This window comes from Pararhizobium polonicum, from assembly GCF_001687365.1.
GTDB classification, from domain to species: Bacteria; Pseudomonadota; Alphaproteobacteria; order Rhizobiales; family Rhizobiaceae; genus Pararhizobium; species Pararhizobium polonicum.
The window spans coordinates 136,086-151,031 of record NZ_LGLV01000005.1 but is presented as its reverse complement, the minus strand read 5'-3'; the positions used below and the strand labels follow the sequence as shown (position 1 = coordinate 151,031).

12 protein-coding genes are annotated in these 14,946 nt (G+C 62.8%); 3 read left to right on the top strand and 9 right to left on the bottom strand.

Annotation, left to right across the window (positions count from 1 at the left end):
• The first annotated feature begins 191 nt into the window (after window positions 1-191).
• A complete protein-coding gene (locus tag ADU59_RS06580; RefSeq protein ID WP_068952938.1) occupies window positions 192-2,561 on the top strand; it encodes a PAS domain-containing sensor histidine kinase in 2,370 nt (789 codons plus the stop codon).
• On the opposite strand, the gene ADU59_RS06575 is transcribed toward ADU59_RS06580, so the two are convergent.
• The 4 genes from ADU59_RS06575 to ADU59_RS06560 form a co-directional block, all read right to left on the bottom strand.
• On the bottom strand, window positions 2,552-5,512 hold the full coding sequence (locus tag ADU59_RS06575; protein ID WP_068952936.1) for a bifunctional [glutamine synthetase] adenylyltransferase/[glutamine synthetase]-adenylyl-L-tyrosine phosphorylase: 2,961 nt from the start codon (window positions 5,510-5,512) through the stop codon (window positions 2,552-2,554). The genes ADU59_RS06580 and ADU59_RS06575 overlap by 10 nt on opposite strands.
• A 46-nt stretch (window positions 5,513-5,558) precedes the next feature.
• Window positions 5,559-6,968, bottom strand: coding sequence for a sensor histidine kinase (locus ADU59_RS06570; protein ID WP_068952934.1), 1,410 nt, complete (start codon window positions 6,966-6,968; stop codon window positions 5,559-5,561).
• Entirely contained in the window at window positions 6,965-7,666 is a 702-nt protein-coding gene (locus ADU59_RS06565) for a response regulator transcription factor (protein ID WP_068952932.1), read from the bottom strand. Before ADU59_RS06565 ends, ADU59_RS06570 begins: the two co-directional genes overlap by 4 nt.
• A gap of 149 nt (window positions 7,667-7,815) precedes the next feature.
• On the bottom strand, window positions 7,816-9,378 hold the full coding sequence (locus ADU59_RS06560) for a Do family serine endopeptidase (protein WP_068952930.1): 1,563 nt from the start codon (window positions 9,376-9,378) through the stop codon (window positions 7,816-7,818).
• A gap of 181 nt (window positions 9,379-9,559) precedes the next feature.
• On the opposite strand from ADU59_RS06560, the gene ADU59_RS06555 reads away from it, so the two are divergent.
• Both ADU59_RS06555 and vapC read left to right on the top strand, forming a co-directional pair.
• Window positions 9,560-9,760 (top strand): type II toxin-antitoxin system VapB family antitoxin, encoded by a 201-nt coding sequence (locus tag ADU59_RS06555; protein ID WP_068952928.1) that lies wholly within the window; start codon window positions 9,560-9,562, stop codon window positions 9,758-9,760.
• Window positions 9,761-9,772: 12 nt separating this feature from the next.
• Window positions 9,773-10,162 carry a type II toxin-antitoxin system VapC family toxin gene (vapC, locus tag ADU59_RS06550; protein WP_068952926.1) on the top strand — a complete coding sequence of 130 codons (390 nt, stop codon included), beginning with the start codon at window positions 9,773-9,775 and terminating at the stop codon, window positions 10,160-10,162.
• Here vapC and ADU59_RS06545 read toward each other — a convergent pair.
• The 5 genes from ADU59_RS06545 to ADU59_RS06525 all read right to left on the bottom strand — a co-directional run bounded on the left by ADU59_RS06545 (window position 10,159) and on the right by ADU59_RS06525 (window position 14,762).
• A complete protein-coding gene (locus ADU59_RS06545) occupies window positions 10,159-10,635 on the bottom strand; it encodes a cytochrome c-type biogenesis protein (RefSeq protein ID WP_068952924.1) in 477 nt (158 codons plus the stop codon). The two genes, vapC and ADU59_RS06545, sit on opposite strands and share 4 nt — an antisense overlap.
• Window positions 10,632-12,620 carry a heme lyase CcmF/NrfE family subunit gene (locus ADU59_RS06540; protein WP_068952922.1) on the bottom strand — a complete coding sequence of 663 codons (1,989 nt, stop codon included), beginning with the start codon at window positions 12,618-12,620 and terminating at the stop codon, window positions 10,632-10,634. Before ADU59_RS06540 ends, ADU59_RS06545 begins: the two co-directional genes overlap by 4 nt.
• Entirely contained in the window at window positions 12,617-13,069 is a 453-nt protein-coding gene (gene ccmE, locus ADU59_RS06535; RefSeq protein WP_068952920.1) for a cytochrome c maturation protein CcmE, read from the bottom strand. The genes ADU59_RS06540 and ccmE overlap by 4 nt, the downstream gene beginning before the upstream one ends.
• Window positions 13,066-14,214 carry a c-type cytochrome biogenesis protein CcmI gene (gene ccmI, locus ADU59_RS06530; protein ID WP_068952918.1) on the bottom strand — a complete coding sequence of 383 codons (1,149 nt, stop codon included), beginning with the start codon at window positions 14,212-14,214 and terminating at the stop codon, window positions 13,066-13,068. Before ccmI ends, ccmE begins: the two co-directional genes overlap by 4 nt.
• A 95-nt stretch (window positions 14,215-14,309) precedes the next feature.
• Window positions 14,310-14,762 carry a hypothetical protein gene (locus tag ADU59_RS06525; protein ID WP_068952916.1) on the bottom strand — a complete coding sequence of 151 codons (453 nt, stop codon included), beginning with the start codon at window positions 14,760-14,762 and terminating at the stop codon, window positions 14,310-14,312.
• Window positions 14,763-14,946 lie beyond the last annotated feature (184 nt).

Sequence of the window (14,946 nt, the reverse complement as noted above, 5' to 3'; positions counted from 1 at the left end):
TGCCCGTGAAACCCCGCAATTGCGGGGTTTTTCCGTTTCCGGCCGCACGCCGCCGCCGGCAGTATGATTTTCCAATGGCGATAAATGGTTAACAAAGTTTTACGTTTTCCTCTGGACAAGGCGAATCACAATTGATTCATTGGGCCAGGTTCGAGCGAGCGGCGCATCGAATCACATGAGGATTTACAGATTTGACGAAGATGGCGGAAGCGCAGCGGGGACGCGCAGCCGGTGAGCGGTTGCATCCAAAATTTCCGGGCTTTTCGAAGCTGGAAAGGGATGTCCTCCAGCGCGCACGGATTTTTACCGAGCCGGCCTCTCTGCGCCTGGCGCAGGCAGAGCCCTTGCTGAAGCGCTCGATCCCGATCCTGATCACCGCGTTTCTTCTCGTCGTCGCCATTTCCCGCGTCAGCGGCATCATGGTCGAATATGCGCGCATGGAGGCCAGTTCCCGCCAGGTCACCATGCTTGCCGCAGCGACCGCAAGTGCGGCGCTTCAGGAAAACGGGGTGGCTCTGTTCGACAAGGCCCAGAAATGGGATGTCGAGCAGCGGCTGAACACCTTCCTATCCCCCGACATGCTGGAGGCCGGCGCCTTCGTTCTCACCGTGCGCAACGATGGCCGGATTTTCGCAAGCACCCCGGAAGGCTCCGTCTATACCGGGCGGACGCTGACCGCCGTGGCGCCGGAAGTGGCGGCCTTCCAGTATTTCGGCGAACGCTCGACGGTGATGAAAACCTTCATCGGCGGTGCCGAGCATATCGTCGCCTTGATGCAGGTGCCCGGCGGGGCCGGAACGCTGCTGGTTGCAACGCCGCTGGCGCGGATCGAAAAGCTGTGGCGCGACGAGGTCTCACTGAACGTCACGCTCTTCGCCGGCATTTCGGCGATCCTGCTGGTCGTGCTCTATGCCTATTACATCCAGGCCAAGCGCGCCCGTGACGCCGACCAGATCTTTGCGGAATCCAACCTGCGGGTCGAGACGGCTCTTTCGCGCGGACGCTGCGGCCTGTGGGATTTTGACATGCCCAACCGCCGGCTGTTCTGGTCGCGCTCGATGTACGAAATGCTTGGCATGCCGCCGCAAAGCAGCGTGCTTTCGTTCGGCGATGCGGCCCGGCTGATGCACCCGGATGACGGCAGCATCTACAAGGTCGCCCGCACCATCGCCAAGGGCGATGCCCGCCAGATCGACCAGATCTTCCGGATGCGCCATGCCGATGGCCACTATGTCTGGATGCGCGCCCGCGCGCAGGTGATCCGCACCACATCCGGCCGCGTCCACCTGATCGGGATCGCCATGGACGTTACCGAACAGCACCGGCTCGCCCAGCGCTATGCGGAAGCCGACCAGCGTCTGGCCGATGCCATCGAATGTACCTCCGAGGCCTTCGTGCTCTGGGACAAGAACGACCGGCTTGTCATGTGCAACACCCACTATCAGCAGGCCTACAAGCTGCCCGACCGGGTTCTCGTTGCCGGCACCGAACGCTCCGTGGTCAACGCGGCCGCGGCCCGCCCGATCATCGAGCGGCGGATCGCCGATCCCGACCGTTCGAATCATTCGCAGACCTCGGAAGTGCAACTCTCCGACCAGCGCTGGCTGCAGATCAACGACCGGCGCACCCGCGACGGCGGTCTGGTTTCCGTCGGCACCGATATCACCCTGCTCAAGCGGCACCAGGTGCGCCTGCGCGAATCCGAACGCCGCCTGATGGCGACCATCGGCGATCTCTCCACCTCGCGCATCACGCTGGAGCGCCAGAAGGCCGAACTTTCCGTCGCCAATGCCAACTACCAGGCGGAAAAGGAACGCGCGGAAGCCGCCAACCGGGCGAAATCCGAGTTCCTTGCCAACATGTCGCACGAATTGCGCACACCGCTGAATGCCATCCTCGGATTCTCGGAAATCCTGCAGAACCAGATGTTCGGTCCGCTCGGTTCGGAAAAATACGACGAGTATTCGCACGACATCCACGACAGCGGCAAACATCTGCTCAATGTCATCAACGACATCCTCGACATGTCGAAGATCGAGGCCGGCCAGATGAAGCTCAATCGCGAAACCATCGATCTCGCGCCGCTGATCATGGAAACCCTACGCTTCACCACGATCCCGGCGCAGCAGAAGAACATCTGCGTCGACCAGAAGATCTCCTCCGGCCTGACGATCACCGCCGACCGCCGCGCCATGAAACAGGTGCTGCTGAACCTCCTGTCGAACGCGGTCAAATTCACCAACGAGGGCGGCAGAATCTCGCTGCGCGCCCGCAAGGTCGCCGGCGCCGTGACGCTGACCATCGCCGATACCGGCATCGGCATTCCACGCGTCGCGCTGCAGAAGATCGGCCAGCCGTTCGAGCAGGTCCAGAGCCAGTACGCCAAGAGCAAGGGCGGCTCCGGCCTGGGTCTCGCCATCTCGCGGTCGCTGACCAACCTGCACGGCGGCGCCATGAAGATCTACTCCCAGGAAAACGTCGGCACGATCATCTCCCTGCGCATCCCCGATACGGTTCCGCGTGCCGTTTGCGAGACGAAGGCCAATCCCGTCTATGCTTGAGGCTTGACGATCGTCTGGAAGATCCGGCGCACCGCTTTCGAAAGCCGCCGGATATCGGCCTCCAGCACCTTGGCATCCGGCGCATCGCCCGCCCGGCAGAGAAGCTCGATCAGTCCGGCCGGTGCGTCCTTTGCCTCCAGATCCCCTTCGATGCACAGACGCACGATCTGCGACAGATCGGTAAACAGCGCCAGCGCGTCCTGTACTGTGTCAAGTTCACCGGGAACCATCAGCGCCGGGCCGAGAAGCCGCAGCACATCCGCCGTCGATGTACCGCCAGGCGGTGGCGCGACGCCGCGCGCAGGCGCGATCAGGGCCAGGTATTGCGCAATGAATTCGATATCCACCAGCCCGCCGGGAATGAGCTTGAAATCCCAGACATCGCTCGGCGGTTTTTCCTTGTCGATCAGCCTGCGCATCTCCGCGACATCCGCCGTGATCTTTCCAATATCGCGGGTCTGGCCAAGGACCTCGCGGAAAATCGTGCCGGCTTGCGCAATCAGGCTGTCTTCGCCGCACAGCGCACGGGCGCGCGTCAGCGCCATATGCTCCCAGGTCCAGGCCTCTTCGCGCTGGTATTTTGCAAAGGCGTTGATGCGAGTGGCGACGGGCCCCTTGTTGCCCGACGGCCGCAACCGCATGTCGACCTCGTAGAGCACACCTTCGGCCGTAGGCGCCGAAAGCGCTGCGATCAGTCGCTGGGTGATGCGGGTAAAGTAGCGGATGGAATCGAGCGGCTTTGCCCCATCGGATTCTGCCGCCTCGTCGTCATGGTCGTAGAGCAGGATGATATCGACATCGGAACCGGCGGTCAGTTCGTGGCTGCCGAGCTTGCCCATGCCGATCACGGCCACGCGCCCGCCCGGGAATTTTCCATGCGCTGTCTCGACCTCGCGCAACACGGCATCCAGCGCCGCAGTAATGATCAGGTCGGCGAGGTCGGTGAAGGCATGCCCTGCCTGCACACCGGTGATGACGCCGGTCAGCAACCTTATGCCGATCAGAAACCGCTGCTCCGACGCGGTGATCCGCAGCCGGTCGAGAATATCCTCATAGTGCCTTGCACCGGAGAGAAACCCCTTGATGCGGTCGGCCAGATAGTCCCGGGTCGGCAGCTCGGCGAGAAGCCGGGGATCGAGCATGCCGTCGAAGACATGCGGCTTGCTGGCAATGATGTCGGCCAGCCGCGGCGCTGACGACATGATGTTGACGATCAGGGACAGGAGCCCCGGATTGTTACCAAGTAGTGAAAACAGCTGGATTCCGGCCGGCAGACCGGCGATGAAATGATCGAAGCGCAACAGCGCCTCGTCGGCGCGCTTGTTCTGGCCGAAGACGCGCAGGAGTTCGGGCGTCAGCTCGGTCAGCCGCTCGCGCGCCTCGACCGATTGCGTGGCCCGATAACGACCGTAATGCCAGGTGCGGATGGTGCGGGAAATATCCTGCGGCCGTTCGAACCCAAGCTTTTTCAGCGTCTCCAGCGTATCCGGATCGTCCCTTTGTCCGGTGAAAACCAGATTGCCGGTCTCGGTCGAAAGCTTCGCCTCCTGCTCGAAGAGCTGGGCATAGCGCCGCTCCACCGTCTTCAGCACGCGCGACAGTTCGGCCGAAAACGCTGCGGCATCTGCAAAGCCCATCATATAGGCGATGCGCTTCAGTTCGGCATCGGTGGCCGGCAGCACATGGGTCTGCTCATCGCGCACCATCTGAACCCTGTGCTCGACATCGCGCAGGAACCAGTAGGCGGACACCAGCTCCTCGGCCGTCGTCGTATCGATCCAGTTTGCCCGGGCAAGGCCGTTCAGCATCGGCTCGGTGGCGCGCAACCTCAGCTCCGGCATCCGCCCGCCGGCAATCAGCTGCTGCGTCTGGACGAAGAATTCGATTTCCCGGATGCCGCCGCGGCCAAGCTTGATGTTGTGGCCCTTGACCGCGATTTCGCCATGTCCCTTGTGGGCATGGATCTGCCGCTTGATCGAATGAATGTCGGCAATCGCCGCATAGTCGAGATATTTGCGGAACATGAACGGCGTCAGGTCGCGCAAAAAGGCCTCGCCGGCCTTGATATCACCGGCGACCGGACGCGCCTTGATGAACGCCGCCCGTTCCCAGTTCTGCCCCCTGCTCTCGTAATAGAGCATCGCCGCCTCGACCGGGATGGCGAGCGGTGTCGCGCCAGGATCGGGCCGCAGACGCAGGTCGGTGCGGAAAACATAACCGTCGCCGCTGCGCTCCTGCAGGATGCGGATCAACCGGCGCAGCAGCCGGGCAAAGGTCTCCGGCGCCTCTTCCGGATCGATGATCAGCGGCGCCTGCGGCTCATAGAACACCACCAGATCGATATCGGAGGAGTAATTCAGCTCGAAGGCGCCCAGCTTGCCCATGCCGAGAGCAACGACACCCGACTGTTCGCTGGGGTGTTCGACGTCGACGACATTGAGCTTGCCGCTGTCATGGGCGCTCAGAAGCAGGTGGTCGATTGTCGCGGAAACGGCCGCACCGGCAAATTCGCTCAGCCACCGGGTCGTTTCCCGCGCATCGAGAAGCCGGGAGAGATCGGCCAGCGCCAGCGCAAAGGCCATGTCCCGCTTGGCTTGCCTCAGACGCGTCATGATCTCGGCATCGGACAGAGGCTTGGCCGTCTCTCCGCTTTTCCAGGCCTCGCGCGCGGCCCGAATACACGTTTCCAGATAGGGGACAAGCGGCCCGGCAAGGGCCCGGACAAGCACCGCGGGATGGGAAACGGCGGTATCGCGCAGATAGGGCGAAAGCGAGAAAGCCGCGACGATGAAGTCCTTGAGCGGCGTTTCCGTGGCCAGCAGATCGGCAATCTCCGGATGGCTCCTGGCCATATCCTTGAGACCGGACAGAACGGATTTGGCATCCGTCTGGCTCATCGGCCGGATGGCGCATGCGCCGATCTGCGTTAAACGCCGCGTATCCGTCTGCATCGTGACCTCTCCCCCGCCGCTCCCGATTTCGGCTGCCCCATGCCTATCAGGCCGCGCGGAAAGGGAAAACCATGCTGGCGGTCAAACCACGATTGTTTTCAGCATCCGCAACCGTGTCGCTCAGTTCGAGGGAACCCTGATGCATCTCCATCACCGCCTCGACAAGCGACAGGCCCAGTCCGGTTCCCGGCTTGCTGCGGCTTTCGTCCAGCCGCACGAAACGCTCCACCACGTCCTCGCGCCTGTTGGCCGGCACACCGGGGCCATGATCCGCCACGGCAAGAACGACAGCCCCGTCCCGTCTCACGAGGCTGACCTTGATCAGCGGATTTTCGCCGCCGTCGGAATATTTGATGGCATTGTCGATCAGGTTGCCGAGCGCCTGCCCGATCAGCTCACGATTGCCCGAAATATGGATATCGGCAGGTACATCGGCCTCCAGTTTCAGCGCCTGTTCGTCGGCCACCGGCTCGTAGAGCTCGACGCAGTCGGCAGCGCTCTGCGAAAGATTGACGTCGCTCATCTCCGCCGCCGCTGCCCCGGCTTCGACGCGCGAGATCATCAAGAGAGCGTTGAAGGTGCGGATCAGCTGGTCGGATTCGCCGATGATTTCCTCCAGCGAGGCGCGATAGCCGGAATTGGTCGCCTTGTGGGCCAGCGCCGCTTCGGCCTTGTTGCGCAGGCGGGTCAAGGGTGTCTTCAGGTCGTGGGCGATGTTGTCGGAAACCTGCCGCAGGCCCTCGTTCAACTTCTCGATCCGCCCGAGCATGGCATTGAGCGATTCCGACAAGCGGTCGAATTCATCGCCGGAACCGCTCATCGGCAGGCGCTGGGAGAGATCGCCCGCCATGATCCGCGTGCTGGCGTCCGACATGCGGTCGATCCGCTTCAGCGCATTGCGGCCGATGGCAAACCAGATGATCAGCGCGCCGATGCCCATGATCCCCAGCGCGACGACCAGAGCCTGGCGCACCAGCACGCGAAATTTCTCCGGCTCCTGCAGGTCGCGCCCGACCAGGATGCGCAATCCGTTGTCCAGCACCAGCACATGCGCCAGCGCGACATGGGTTTCCTTGCGGCTTTCATCGGTATAGCGCTGATAGCTGAAGGCTTCGCCGGTCCAGCCTTCCTTGTCGAGCAGGCCCGGCTGCAGCGAGGCAACGTTGCCCGCAAGGATTTCGCCCGTCGGTCCGGCAATCACGTAAAGATTGGCGCCCGGCTGCCGTGCCCGCCGCTCCAGCGTCCGCAGCAGACCGTTGACGCCTGCCCGGCCGTAGATCTGCTCGATCTGGGCAACTTCCGCCGCCACTGCGTCCTTGGTCTGCTGTTCCAGCAGCCGTTGCGACATGGCCGTGACGTAGAACACCAGGATCGCGGCGCAGAGCGAAAACAGCAGGAGATAAAGCGCCGAAAGGCGGACGGCAGTCGTGCGGAAGAGGACGCGCAACCGGCTCATGCGTCCGCGCGCCCGTCTTCCTTGATCATGTAGCCGGCACCGCGCACGGTGCGCAGCAGCGGCTGATCGAAATCCTTTTCGATCTTGGCGCGCAGCCGCGACACATGCACATCGATGACATTGGTCTGGGGATCGAAGTGATAGTCCCAGACATTTTCCAGAAGCATGGTGCGCGTCACCACCTGACCGGCGTTCTTCATCAGATATTCGAGCAGCCGGAATTCGCGCGGCTGCAGCAGAAGCTCGCGGCCCTGCCGGCGCACCGTGTGCGACAGCCGATCGAGCTCCAGATCACCGACGCGGTAGACCATGTCCTGTTCGGGAGCGCCCTTACGGCGTCCCAGCACCTCGACGCGCGCCAGCAGTTCGTTGAAGGCATAGGGTTTCGGCAGATAGTCGTCGCCACCGGCACGCAAGCCGGTGACACGATCGTCGACCTGGCCGAGCGCGGAAAGGATGAGCACCGGCGTATGAACGCCCTTGCGGCGCAGCTCGGAGATCACCGACAGCCCGTCGCGGCGCGGCAGCATGCGATCGATGACGAGCACGTCGTAGCTGTTCTCGCTCGCCATGAACAAGCCGCTTTCGCCGTCGCTGGCATGATCCGAGACAATGCCAGCCTCGCGAAAGGCTTTGGCCAGATAGGCAGCGGCTTCGAGGTCATCTTCGATGATCAGAATCTTCATGCGCGTAACCATAGCCCTGGACCTGTACTTTCTACAACCGGTTTACCCTTGTGAAATCACGCCCGTCTGCCCGGTTGCGCAGAGAAGCCGTGCCCTGAAACGCCGAACGCCGCGAAACCCTGGGGAAGGTCCGCGGCGCCCGGTTGTTCAGTAGAACCGCGTCAGCCCTGGCTGATCGGCAGTGCCACGAAGCGGCTGGCGTTGTCGGCCTCGATCTGGAACAGCGCCTTGGTGCGCCCGTCCTTCTTGGCAGCCTCGATGACCTTGAGGATGTCATCGGCAGACTTGACCTGCTGGTTGTTGACCGAAATGATCTTCTGGCCTTCCTTCAGGCCGCGATCGCTGGCGTCGGAGTCGGGATCGACCGCGGAGATTGTCACGCCGTTGCCGTCATCCGAGGGGGTCACGGTCACGCCGAGATCGGCAAGGGCCTTCTCGCTCGACGGCTGCTCTTCCTGCTGCGGCTGCTGGTCGGTGCCGGCGGATGCATCCTTCGTATCGGCCGGCAGTGTTCCGACTTCCAGCTTGACACTTTCGGCCTTGCCGTCACGCCAGAGCGCTACATCGACACTCGTGCCGGGACGCATCGCGCCGATCTTGCGGGCCAGTTCACGCGGCCCCTTGATCGGGTCGCCGTCGACGGCGGTGATCACGTCGCCCTTCTTGATGCCTGCCTTTTCCCCCGGAGAACCGGCCTGCGGCTCGATGACGAGCGCGCCGCTTGCCTCGGCAAGACCGAGCGATTCTGCCACATCCTTGTCGACCGGCTGGATCTGTACGCCGAGCCAGCCACGCGAGACCGAGCCGTCCTTCATCAGATCGGCCACGACATCCTTGGCGACGGAGGCCGGAATGGCAAAGGCAATACCGACGTTACCGCCCGATGGCGAGAAGATCGCCGTGTTGATCCCGACCACTTCGCCGTTGAGGTTGAAGGTCGGACCACCCGAGTTGCCACGGTTCACCGCCGCGTCGACCTGCAGGTAATCGTCGTAGGGGCCGGAACCGATATCGCGGCCACGCGCCGAAACGATACCGGCGGTCACGGTGCCACCGAGACCGAAGGGGTTGCCGACGGCAACCACCCAGTCGCCGACGCGAACCTTGCTGTCGTCGGCAAAGCTGACATAGGTGAACTTGCGCTTGTCATCGACCTTCAGCACGGCGAGATCGGTGCGGCTGTCCTTGCCGATCAGCTTGGCATCGAGTTCGGTGCCGTCGCTGAGGATGACGGTGAACGCCGAGCCGTCGGAAACGACGTGATTGTTGGTGACCAGATAGCCGTCTTCGGAGATGAAGAAGCCGGAGCCCTGCGATGTCGGGTGCAGACGGCCAGGCTTGCCGTCACGCGGGCCACGGTCGCGGTCGGCGCGCTTGCCGCCGTTCGGGCCGCCGAATTCCTTGAAGAAGCGCTTCAGCGGGTGATCGTCGGGGAGTTCGTCCAGGCCACGGCCGCCGAAATCGAAGCTGAAGCCGTTGCTGGCATCATCGGAAACGGGGTTGGCGCGCGATTGCACGCGCACGGAGACAACCGCCGGCGAAACGGCATCGACCACATTGGCAAAACTCGGAACCTGCGGTGCCTCGATCTTGACGGGAGCGGCAAAGGAATAGGTGACGGCGGCAGGGATGCCGGTCGACAGCATGACGGCCGCGAGCCCGGCGACAGTCGATGCCTTCAAAACGGTCTTGAGGGAAGGACGCAGTGTGTTTGTCTTGAACATCCGATTTGCCTTTTCTCTTCATGTGCATTGGCTGGACTGGAGGAACAGCCGATGAGAAAGGAATAGTCGAATGCACATTACTGACTTGTGTCCGCAACATGAACTTTTGGTAATGTTAGCCGTCTTTGCAAGACGGCTGGATGTGTATAGACTTCGAATTCAACACACATGGAGGCCGGTCATGCGCACCAATATCGATCTTGACGACACCCTGATGTCACAGGCCATGGCGGTCACCGGGCTTGCCACCAAAAAGGCGACGGTCGAACATGCACTGAGATTTCTTGTCCGCAACACTTTGCAGCGCAAGGCCATCAGCGACATGAACGGACTGGGGTGGGATGGCGATCTCGAGACGATGCGCCTTGATAAATCCGCCTGATCGGTACGCGGCATGATTGTCGTCGACAGTTCGGTCTGGATCGCAAACCTGCGCGGCCTCGACACGATCCCCGTGCGAAAACTTCAGGCAATCGAGAACACCAACGAGATACTGGTTGGCGACCTCATCTTGCTTGAGGTACTGCAAGGCGCGCGCAACGAGCGGCACGCCGTTCAGATCGAGCACGGCCTGCGTCAATTTTCCGTCGAGCGGATGCTGGATGACGCCATCGCGGTCCAAGCCGCACGCTATTACCGACTTTTACGAGAATCCGGACGAACACCGCGCAAAACGGTCGACATGATCATCGCGACGTTCTGCATCGAACGGCACCATCATCTTCTTCATGACGACCGGGACTTCGAGCCTATGGCAAAGCTTTTCGGCCTGCAGGTGCTTTAACGATCAAGATCGGGCGCAGTTTCGCCAAGAATTGTCGCCAGTCTGGCCTCTTCCGCTTCGGTCAAAGGCTTTCCCGTCGCCTTGCCCGTCCGGCGCCGGGCCGCAATCACCATGGCGGCCCCGCCGGCGAGAAGCAGCACGATCGGTGCCCCCCACAGGATCAATGTCTTCGTCTCGAAACGGGGATTGAGCAGCACGAACTCGCCGTAGCGCGAAACGACATAGGAAATGACCGCCTCGTCGCTATCGCCATCGGTGATCCGTTCGCGCACCAGCAGGCGCAGGTCCTTGGCAAGCTCGGCATTGGAATCGTCGATCGACTGGTTCTGGCACACCATGCAGCGCAGTTGCGCCGACAGCGCCCGCGCCCGCGCCTCCAGCGCCGGATCACCAAGCACCTCGTCCGGATTGACGGCAAAGACCGGCGATGCCGACAGCAGCAGGACCACGATGAGCAGCAGCCGGCGGATCATTGCGCCGGCTCCAGAGCCGGTTTCTTCTGTTTCTTCGCTTTCGAGGGAGCCCCGATCCGCAATCGCCTGTCGCTGAGCGAAACGGCGCCGCCCGCCATCATGAACAGCGTGCCGCCCCAGATGCAGAGGATCATCGGCTTCCACCAGACCCGCACGACCACGCCGCCATCCGTCATGCTGTCGCCCAGAGACACGTAGAGCTGGCTCACGCCGAACGTGCGGATTCCGGCCTCGGTGGTCGGCATGCGACGGGCCGTGTAGAAACGTTTCGACGACCAGACATCGCCAAGCTCGACACCAGCCCGGCTGATGGTGAAATGCCCGGATTCCTCGCTGTAGTTCGGGCCATTGCCGTTGCGCAATCCATCAAAGCGCAGCGTATAGCCGCCGGCATCCGTCGTCATTCCCGGCTTCATCTCGATGATGTGCTCGGTCTCGAACGCCGTGACCGCAACGATGCCGATCAGCGTCACGCCGACCCCGATATGCGCCAGCGCCGTCCCGAAAACCGAACGGGGCAGTCCGGACAGGCGGCGCAGCGCAACGGCGCCCGTTACCTTGCCAAGCCCGGAGCGCAGGTAAAGCTCCGTCAGCGATCCGGCGATCATATAGGCACCGAGCGCGATACCGAACAGCGCCATGACCGGCCCGCCATTGTAGGCGTAATAGATCGCGACACCGATAACGAGCCCGACCGCCACGGCGGCAAACAGCCGTTGTCCGGCGCCGAGCAGATCGCCGCGCTTCCAGGCCAGCAGCGGGCCGAACGGCACGGCCAGCAGCAACGGCAGCATCAGCAATCCGAAGGTCATGTTGAAGAAGGGCGGGCCAACGGAAATCTTCGCGCCGGTCACCGCTTCCAGCGCCAGCGGATAAAGCGTGCCGATCAGGACGGTGGCTGCCGCCGTCGTCAGGATCAGGTTGTTGAAAACCAGCGCCCCTTCGCGCGAAATCGGCGCAAACAACCCGCCGGCCTTCAGATGCGCGACACGGAAGGCAAACAGTGACAGCGCACCGCCGATGAACAGAATGAGGATCATCAGGATGAAGACGCCGCGCGTCGGATCGGTGGCAAAGGCGTGAACCGAGGTCAGCACGCCGGAGCGGACGAGGAAGGTGCCGAGCAGCGACATCGAAAATGTCATGATCGCCAAAAGCACCGTCCAGATCTTCAGCGCCTCGCGTTTTTCCATCACCAGCGCCGAATGCAGCAGCGCCGTTCCGGCAAGCCATGGAATGAAGGAGGCATTCTCGACCGGGTCCCAGAACCACCAGCCGCCCCAGCCGAGTTCGTAATAGGCCCAGTAGGAACCCATGGCGATGCCGGCCGTCAGACAGGTCCAGGCGGCAAGCGTCCATGGCCGCACCCAGCGCGCCCAGGCCGCATCCAGCCGCCCCTCGATCAGCGCCGCGACAGCAAAGGAGAAGCAGACGGAAAAGCCGACATAGCCGAGGTAGAGCAGCGGCGGATGAATGGCGAGGCCGATATCCTGGAGCACCGGATTGAGGTCCTGCCCCTCGCCCGGCACATCCAGCAGCCGGTTGAAGGGATTGGAGGTCAGGAGAATGAACAGCGAAAAGGCCGCCGCGATCCAGGCCTGCACAGCGAGCACATTGGCCTTCAGCGTCTCCGGCAGATTGTCCCCGAACAGGGCGACGAGCGCCGAAAAGAAGGTCAGGATCAGCACCCAGAGCAGCATCGAGCCTTCATGGTTGCCCCAGACACCGGAGAACTTGTAGATCAGCGGGATCTGCGAATGCGAATTCTCCCAGACGTTCTGGACGGAGAAATCGGATGTGACATGGGCATAGGTCAGGGCGGCGAAGGAAATGGCGACGAGAAAGAACGTCGCCTTGGCCGCGACCGTGCCGATCTCCATCAACGCCCGGTCGCCGCGCAGCGCGCCGATGACCGGCAGCACCGCCTGAAGCAGGGAGACGCCAAGCGCCAGAACCAGAGCGTAGTGGCCGAGTTCGATGATCATCGGATAGTCTCCTGGCCGCCGAGAGAAACGCCCTGCGCTTTCAGACGGTCTGCCACATCCTTCGGCATATAGGTTTCATCATGCTTGGCAAGCACGGTGTCCGCCACGAAAACCGGGCTTCCATCCCGGAAGCTGCCCTCGGCAACGACGCCCTGCCCCTCGCGAAAGAGGTCCGGCAATATCCCGGTATAGGTCACCGGCACGCGGTCCAGCGTATCGGTGACGGCGAAGGTGATGGTCATGCCGTCACCGCGCTTGAGCGAACCGTTCTCGACCAGACCGCCGAGCCGGATGCGCGTGCCCGGCGCCAGATGCACCTTGGCGAGATCGCCGGGCACATAGAAATAGGCGATTGCCTGGCTGAACGCGACCATTACCAGGAGCACGGCGGCGGCAATGAAGCTCACGCCGCCGGCAATGATCACCAGACGCTTCTGCTTGCGGGTCATTGCGCGCCTCCATCGGTCGTCAACCCAAGTTCGCCTGCCAGAGCCAGCAACTGTTTGCCCTCGTCACTATCCGCCGGAAAGGCAGCCAGTCCCTGTTTCAAGGCATCGGCGGCCTCATCTTTCCGGCCAAGTACCGAATAGGAACGGATGATGCGCATCCATCCTTCGAAATTCTTCGGGTCTTCCTTCAGTTTTTCGGCAAGGCTGCCGACCATGCCCTCGATCATCGCGGTGCGATCGCCGGCGTTCATCTCCTGCGCCGCGGCGATGTCCTCGCCGGTCGGGTTGCCAAGCGTTGCTGCCGCCTGACCGGCTGGCGCGGCGGCGGCCGTGAGGCCGGCAATATGTTCATTGACCAGCGGCAGCCAGGGGGCGCCGGCCGGCGATGTCCGGGCGATCTGCTGGAACGCCGCCAGCGCTTCCGGCGCCTTGCCCTCCTGTTTCAGGGCAAGAGCCAGATAGAATTGCGCGCGCGGATCGTTCGGCTCGATCGCCAGCGATTTCTGCAGGGCGTCCTGCGCCTCGGTCGTCACCAGTCCGCCGGATAGAGCGATCAGGCTTTCGGCATAGCCGCCCAGCCGCGCCGGGGTGGCGCCCAGAATCCGCAGCGCGTTGCGGAATGCCGCCGCTGCATCCTCGACACGGCCGCTGCGATAATAGATCGGCGCCAGAACGTCCCATCCCGCCCCGTCGTCCGGATTGGCGACGAGCTGCTGTTCGGCCCGCGCGATCAGGATGTTCATGTCGTTGCCGGGATTTGCCAGGCGTGCAGCCAGCGGCGCATCCGGCATATCCGGACTGCCGGTGCGCAAGTAAAGACAGAGGCCGACGGCGGGCAGGATGAGGATAATGGCAAGCTGCGCCAGACGGTTGGAACGCCGCACCGCGCGAGCAGGCCCGGCCGCTTTCACCGCGTCGGTCGCAACGAGGAGGCGGCGGGCCACTTCGGCGCGCGCGAAACCCGCATCCTCGCCGGAAATCAGGCCGCTCGTCTCATCGCGCTTCAGCTCTTCGAGCTGGTCGCGGTAGACTTCGACGTCATGGGATTGGGGGGCTTCCGTGCTGGCGGCGGCGCGCAGCAGGGGAAGCAGCAGAACAGCGGCGACGGCCGCCGTCAGGGTGGCAACTAGGATCCAGAACAGCATGTGCGCTCAATTACTATGCCGCGCACGCCATTCCAATCGGAAAACCGGAAATGACGGAAATTTGAGGCGTTTGGCCGCAACGATGCGGCGAAACCTCAGCCCAGCGGCGTCCAGGTGCCGTCGGCATTGCGGCAGGCTGCCCCGCGCGCGACGCTATCCTGCCCCTTGACGGTTACCGTATGGCTGTACTGGCGGCAATTCTGCGAGCCGACCTGATAGGGGGCGGCAGCGACGACGGAACCGCTGATCCCCGATCCCTGCCAGACCACCGGTTGCCCGCCGCGCGCCACTTCCAGGGCGCGATACTCGGCCTCCAGTGCGCGCTGACGGTCCGCCGTGCTGATCGCAAGTCCCGCCTGGCGGCCGATAACGCCACCGCCAAGGGCTGCGATATAGGAAGCCGAAGTATTGGTCGTAACGGGACCGCCGATTTTACCGGGACCACCGCGCGAGGTGGTGCCACAGCCGGCGAGAAGCAGCGACGCGGCCATCAGGCACGCGATGGGAGAAGCGGAGAGGATGGTCGGGAAACGGGCCTGGTTCTTCATCGTGTCGGGCAGCTCTCGCGATTTCCGTTGCATCGGCAGTCATGGGCGGCGTCATGCCGATTCCATGGCTCACTATCTTTTTACATTCCGTGATTGAGCAGGCAACATCGGAGAGGCCAAAGCCGTGCCATTGCGGAATTTTGCCTGCGCATCTGTCAAAAAAGTCACGCAACGGCACAAAATG

Bases quoted from the DNA above. Each gene is read 5' to 3' on its own strand.
- ADU59_RS06575 (WP_068952936.1), bottom strand. From the start codon at position 5,512: ATGCAGACGGATACGCGGCGTTTAACGCAGATCGGCGCATGCGCCATC.
- ADU59_RS06570 (WP_068952934.1), bottom strand. From the start codon at position 6,968: ATGAGCCGGTTGCGCGTCCTCTTCCGCACGACTGCCGTCCGCCTTTCG.
- ADU59_RS06565 (WP_068952932.1), bottom strand. From the start codon at position 7,666: ATGGTTACGCGCATGAAGATTCTGATCATCGAAGATGACCTCGAAGCC.
- ADU59_RS06560 (WP_068952930.1), bottom strand. From the start codon at position 9,378: ATGTTCAAGACAAACACACTGCGTCCTTCCCTCAAGACCGTTTTGAAG.
- ADU59_RS06555 (WP_068952928.1), top strand. From the start codon at position 9,560: ATGCGCACCAATATCGATCTTGACGACACCCTGATGTCACAGGCCATG.
- vapC (WP_068952926.1), top strand. From the start codon at position 9,773: ATGATTGTCGTCGACAGTTCGGTCTGGATCGCAAACCTGCGCGGCCTC.
- ADU59_RS06545 (WP_068952924.1), bottom strand. From the start codon at position 10,635: ATGATCCGCCGGCTGCTGCTCATCGTGGTCCTGCTGCTGTCGGCATCG.
- ADU59_RS06540 (WP_068952922.1), bottom strand. From the start codon at position 12,620: ATGATCATCGAACTCGGCCACTACGCTCTGGTTCTGGCGCTTGGCGTC.
- ccmE (WP_068952920.1), bottom strand. From the start codon at position 13,069: ATGACCCGCAAGCAGAAGCGTCTGGTGATCATTGCCGGCGGCGTGAGC.
- ccmI (WP_068952918.1), bottom strand. From the start codon at position 14,214: ATGCTGTTCTGGATCCTAGTTGCCACCCTGACGGCGGCCGTCGCCGCT.
- ADU59_RS06525 (WP_068952916.1), bottom strand. From the start codon at position 14,762: ATGAAGAACCAGGCCCGTTTCCCGACCATCCTCTCCGCTTCTCCCATC.